The sequence below is a fragment of the uncultured Psychroserpens sp. genome (assembly GCF_947492715.1).
GTDB lineage: Bacteria > Bacteroidota > Bacteroidia > Flavobacteriales > Flavobacteriaceae > Psychroserpens.
Genome location: NZ_CANLNS010000014.1, coordinates 1 through 5,502, shown reverse-complemented (window position 1 = coordinate 5,502; position 5,502 = coordinate 1). Strand labels below are relative to the sequence as shown.

The window sequence follows — 5,502 nt, the reverse complement described above, 5'->3', positions numbered from 1 at the left end:
AGTATATAAAAAACAAAAAACCCTTTTCATATATATATGAAAAGGGTTTCAAAAAAGGCGACGACCTACTCTCCCACGATTGCAGTACCATCGGCGCAAATGGGCTTAACTTCTCTGTTCGGAATGGTAAGAGGTGAGCCCCATCGCTATAATCACCTTAAATCTTTCGGTGTGTGTATTGAGTATGATATCAATACTTAACCGTATATAATAACATATTGAAAAAAAACATCATAAAAATATATTGTAACTCTAAAAAAACAGGCGTACAATAAGCCTATGGGTTATTAGTACTACTCGGCTATGACATTACTGCCTTTACACCTATAGCCTATCAACGTGGTCATCTTCCACGACCCTTTAAAGAAATCTCATCTTGTGGTAGGTTTCGCGCTTATATGCTTTCAGCGCTTATCCTTTCCCAACGTAGCTACCCAGCAATGCTCCTGGCGGAACAACTGGTACACCAGAGGTTAGTCCAACTCGGTCCTCTCGTACTAGAGTCAGATCCACTCAAATTTCTAACGCCCACAGTAGATAGAGACCGAACTGTCTCACGACGTTCTGAACCCAGCTCGCGTGCCACTTTAATGGGCGAACAGCCCAACCCTTGGGACCTTCTCCAGCCCCAGGATGTGACGAGCCGACATCGAGGTGCCAAACCCCCCCGTCGATGTGAGCTCTTGGGGGAGATCAGCCTGTTATCCCCGGAGTACCTTTTATCCTTTGAGCGATGGCCCTTCCATGCGGAACCACCGGATCACTATGCTCTACTTTCGTACCTGATCGACCTGTATGTCTCTCAGTCAAGCTCCCTTATGCCATTGCACTCTACGCACGGTTACCAAGCGTGCTGAGGGAACCTTTAGAAGCCTCCGTTACTCTTTTGGAGGCGACCACCCCAGTCAAACTACCCACCAAGCACTGTCCCTCTGTAAGAGGTTAGACTCTAGATAAGCAAAGGGTGGTATTTCAACAATGACTCCACAACGCCTAGCGACGCCACTTCATAGTCTCCCACCTATCCTACACATTACTTATCCAAAGCCAATACTAAGCTATAGTAAAGGTTCACGGGGTCTTTTCGTCCCACTGCGGGTAATCGGCATCTTCACCGATACTACAATTTCACCGAGCTCATGGCTGAGACAGTGTCCAGATCGTTACACCATTCGTGCAGGTCGGAACTTACCCGACAAGGAATTTCGCTACCTTAGGACCGTTATAGTTACGGCCGCCGTTTACTGGGGCTTCATTTCAGATCTTCGCCGAAGCTAAACCCTCCACTTAACCTTCCAGCACCGGGCAGGTGTCAGGCCCTATACATCATCTTTCGATTTAGCAGAGCCCTGTGTTTTTGATAAACAGTCGCCTGGACCTTTTCACTGCGGCCCATCCGAAGATGGGCGACCCTTCTCCCGAAGTTACGGGCCGATTTTGCCTAGTTCCTTAGCCATGAATCTCTCGAGCACCTTAGAATTCTCATCCCAACTACCTGTGTCGGTTTAGGGTACGGGCTGCTTCACTCGCTTTTCTTGGAAGTCGCTTCTCTGGATTATCACCTTGACCGTAGTCTCAGTGTACTATCGCCGTGTTACCACTGGCTTCAACGTGCATTTCCGTCAGCACGCACCAAATATACGCCTCCGTCACTTTTAGTGTGAGCAGGTACAGGAATATTAACCTGTTGTCCATCCACTTCCCCTTTCGGGTTCGCGTTAGGTCCCGACTAACCCTCAGCTGATTAGCATAGCTGAGGAAACCTTAGTCTTTCGGTGTGCGGGTTTCTCGCCCGCATTATCGTTACTTATGCCTACATTTTCTTTTGTAGCTTCTCCAGCATACCTCGCAGTACACCTTCGACGACACTACAATGCTCCCCTACCACTTTTACAAGTCCATAGCTTCGGTAGTATGTTTATGCCCGATTATTATCCATGCCGAACCGCTCGACTAGTGAGCTGTTACGCACTCTTTAAATGAATGGCTGCTTCCAAGCCAACATCCTAGCTGTCTAAGCAGTTCAACCTCGTTTATTCAACTTAACATACATTTGGGGACCTTAGCTGATGGTCTGGGTTCTTTCCCTCTCGGACATGGACCTTAGCACCCATGCCCTCACTGCTGATCAACATTTTATAGCATTCGGAGTTTGTCAGGAATTGGTAGGCGGTGAAGCCCCCGCATCCAATCAGTAGCTCTACCTCTATAAAACTATAAATCAACGCTGCACCTAAATGCATTTCGGGGAGTACGAGCTATTTCCGAGTTTGATTGGCCTTTCACCCCTACCCACAGGTCATCCGAAGACTTTTCAACGTCAACCGGTTCGGGCCTCCACTGTGTGTTACCACAGCTTCACCCTGCCCATGGGTAGATCACACGGTTTCGCGTCTACCACTACTAACTAAAGCGCCCTATTCAGACTCGCTTTCGCTACGGCTGCGGACCTGAAGTCCTTAACCTTGCTAGCAACGGTAACTCGTAGGCTCATTATGCAAAAGGCACGCCGTCACCCCAAAGGGCTCCGACCGCTTGTAAGCGTATGGTTTCAGGATCTTTTTCACTCCTTTATTCAAGGTTCTTTTCACCTTTCCCTCACGGTACTAGTTCACTATCGGTCTCTCAGGAGTATTTAGCCTTAACGGATGGTCCCGCCAGTTTCATACAGGGTTACACGTGCCCCGCACTACTCAGGATACCACTATCAATAACGATCTTTACTTATACGGGACTATCACCCTCTATGGTCACTCTTTCCAAAGTGTTCTAATTCATTACGCATCAAATATCGTGGTCCTACAACCCCACAATTGCCGTAACAATTATGGTTTGGGCTAATCCGAGTTCGCTCGCCGCTACTATCGGAATCACTTTTGTTTTCTTCTCCTCCGGGTACTTAGATGTTTCAGTTCTCCGGGTTCGCCTCCTTACGGATAACATATCTTCAATATGCTGGGTTGCCCCATTCGGATATCTGCGGATCAATTTGTATGTGCCAATCCCCGCAGCTTTTCGCAGCTTATCACGTCCTTCATCGCCTCTGAGAGCCTAGGCATTCCCCATACGCTCTTATGTAGCTTATTGTACTTTTTGTCTTTTTAATGAGTTTATAATTAGTTAAAAGCTCGTAAACCTTAACTAATTACGATTCTGTATAACAACTAATGTTGTTATACTATTTTTATGTATCTTTTTTCAATATGTCAATGAACGTTTATCTGTAATTGTACAGATTCGTGGAGAATACCGGAGTCGAACCGGTGACCTCCTGCGTGCAAGGCAGGCGCTCTAGCCAGCTGAGCTAATTCCCCATTTATTCCAGAACATTGTGTCCTGAACTATGAATTTAGAATTGACAACTTCTAGAATTTCCTTTATATATTATAGATAGTAGTCTCAGGCAGACTCGAACTGCCGACCTCTACATTATCAGTGTAGCGCTCTAACCAGCTGAGCTATGAGACTCTACTATAATAGATCATTTAAATTAACAGCAAAAGAATAAACTATCTCTTTCTTTACTTATCTCGCTTAGTCGTCTTTCTCTAGAAAGGAGGTGTTCCAGCCGCACCTTCCGGTACGGCTACCTTGTTACGACTTAGCCCTAGTTACTAATTTTACCCTAGGCCGCTCCTTGCGGTGACGGACTTCAGGCACTCCCAGCTTCCATGGCTTGACGGGCGGTGTGTACAAGGCCCGGGAACGTATTCACCGCATCATGGCTGATATGCGATTACTAGCGATTCCAGCTTCACGGAGTCGAGTTGCAGACTCCGATCCGAACTGTGATAGGTTTTATAGATTCGCTCCTACTCGCGTAGTGGCTGCTCTCTGTACCTACCATTGTAGCACGTGTGTAGCCCAGGACGTAAGGGCCGTGATGATTTGACGTCATCCCCACCTTCCTCACGGTTTGCACCGGCAGTCTTGTTAGAGTTCCCGACTTGACTCGCTGGCAACTAACAACAGGGGTTGCGCTCGTTATAGGACTTAACCTGACACCTCACGGCACGAGCTGACGACAACCATGCAGCACCTTGTAAAGTGTCCGAAGAAAAAACTATCTCTAGTCCTGTCACTCTACATTTAAGCCCTGGTAAGGTTCCTCGCGTATCATCGAATTAAACCACATGCTCCACCGCTTGTGCGGGCCCCCGTCAATTCCTTTGAGTTTCATTCTTGCGAACGTACTCCCCAGGTGGGTTACTTATCACTTTCGCTTAGCCACTCAGACCGAAGTCCGAACAGCTAGTAACCATCGTTTACGGCGTGGACTACCAGGGTATCTAATCCTGTTCGCTCCCCACGCTTTCGTCCATCAGTGTCAGTATATTATTAGTAATCTGCCTTCGCAATTGGTATTCTATGTAATATCTATGCATTTCACCGCTACACTACATATTCTAACTACTTCATAATAACTCAAGATAACCAGTATCAAAGGCAATTCTACAGTTGAGCTGCAGACTTTCACCTCTGACTTAATTATCCACCTACGGACCCTTTAAACCCAATGATTCCGGATAACGCTTGGATCCTCCGTATTACCGCGGCTGCTGGCACGGAGTTAGCCGATCCTTATTCTTACAGTACCGTCAGAGCTCTACACGTAGAGCGGTTTCTTCCTGTATAAAAGCAGTTTACAACCCATAGGGCAGTCTTCCTGCACGCGGCATGGCTGGATCAGAGTTGCCTCCATTGTCCAATATTCCTCACTGCTGCCTCCCGTAGGAGTCTGGTCCGTGTCTCAGTACCAGTGTGGGGGATCCCCCTCTCAGGGCCCCTATCTATCGTTGCCATGGTATGCCGTTACCACACCATCTAGCTAATAGAACGCATACTCATCTCTTACCGACGAATCTTTAATAATTATATGATGCCATATTATTATTCTATGGGGTATTAATCTTCATTTCTAAAGGCTATCCCCCTGTAAAAGGTAGATTGTATACGCGTTACGCACCCGTGCGCCACTCGTCATCAAAGTGCAAGCACTTCATGTTACCGTTCGACTTGCATGTGTTAGGCCTGCCGCTAGCGTTCATCCTGAGCCAGGATCAAACTCTTCATCGTTAAATTTTTAAGTGTTTCCACTTGTTTCTTAACAACTAATCGAAATTGTTTAATTTCAGTACTCAAAATGGTCTATTCTTTTGTTCGAAAATTATCGTTTCCAATAACTTCCTTACGCTGTCAATTCAATATGTTAATGAACTTTTTTACTATCTTTTCTTAAGCACTTTATTACCTAAGCGGGTGCAAATATAAAACCCTTTTTTTATTCCCACAATAACTATTTGATTTTTTTTTGAATTATTTTTTCTAACTCTCTATTTAACCAAAATATTACCCCAGAACTTTACTAACTTATCTCGTTAGCGGGTGCAAATATACAACCCCTTTTTTCTTTCCACCAAAACTTTTTCAAGCTTTTTTTAAACTATTTTTTTTCAAACCCCACAACCCCTTATAATGAACGCTTTACAAACCTCTTTTTTT

At 45.6% G+C, this 5,502-nt stretch carries 2 tRNA genes and 3 rRNA genes; all 5 read right to left on the bottom strand.

Annotation, left to right across the window (positions count from 1 at the left end):
- Positions 1–52: 52 nt before the first annotated feature.
- Positions 53–160, bottom strand: a 5S ribosomal RNA gene (rrf, locus tag Q0787_RS19205).
- A 107-nt stretch (positions 161–267) separates the two neighbouring features.
- Positions 268–3,087 (bottom strand): 23S ribosomal RNA (locus Q0787_RS19200).
- A 153-nt stretch (positions 3,088–3,240) separates the two neighbouring features.
- A tRNA-Ala gene (locus tag Q0787_RS19195) sits at positions 3,241–3,314 on the bottom strand.
- A gap of 80 nt (positions 3,315–3,394) precedes the next feature.
- A tRNA-Ile gene (locus tag Q0787_RS19190) sits at positions 3,395–3,468 on the bottom strand.
- Positions 3,469–3,552: 84 nt separating this feature from the next.
- Positions 3,553–5,076 (bottom strand): 16S ribosomal RNA (locus tag Q0787_RS19185).
- The 16S, 23S and 5S rRNA genes sit together here with 2 tRNA genes alongside, the layout of an rRNA operon.
- Positions 5,077–5,502: the final 426 nt, after the last annotated feature.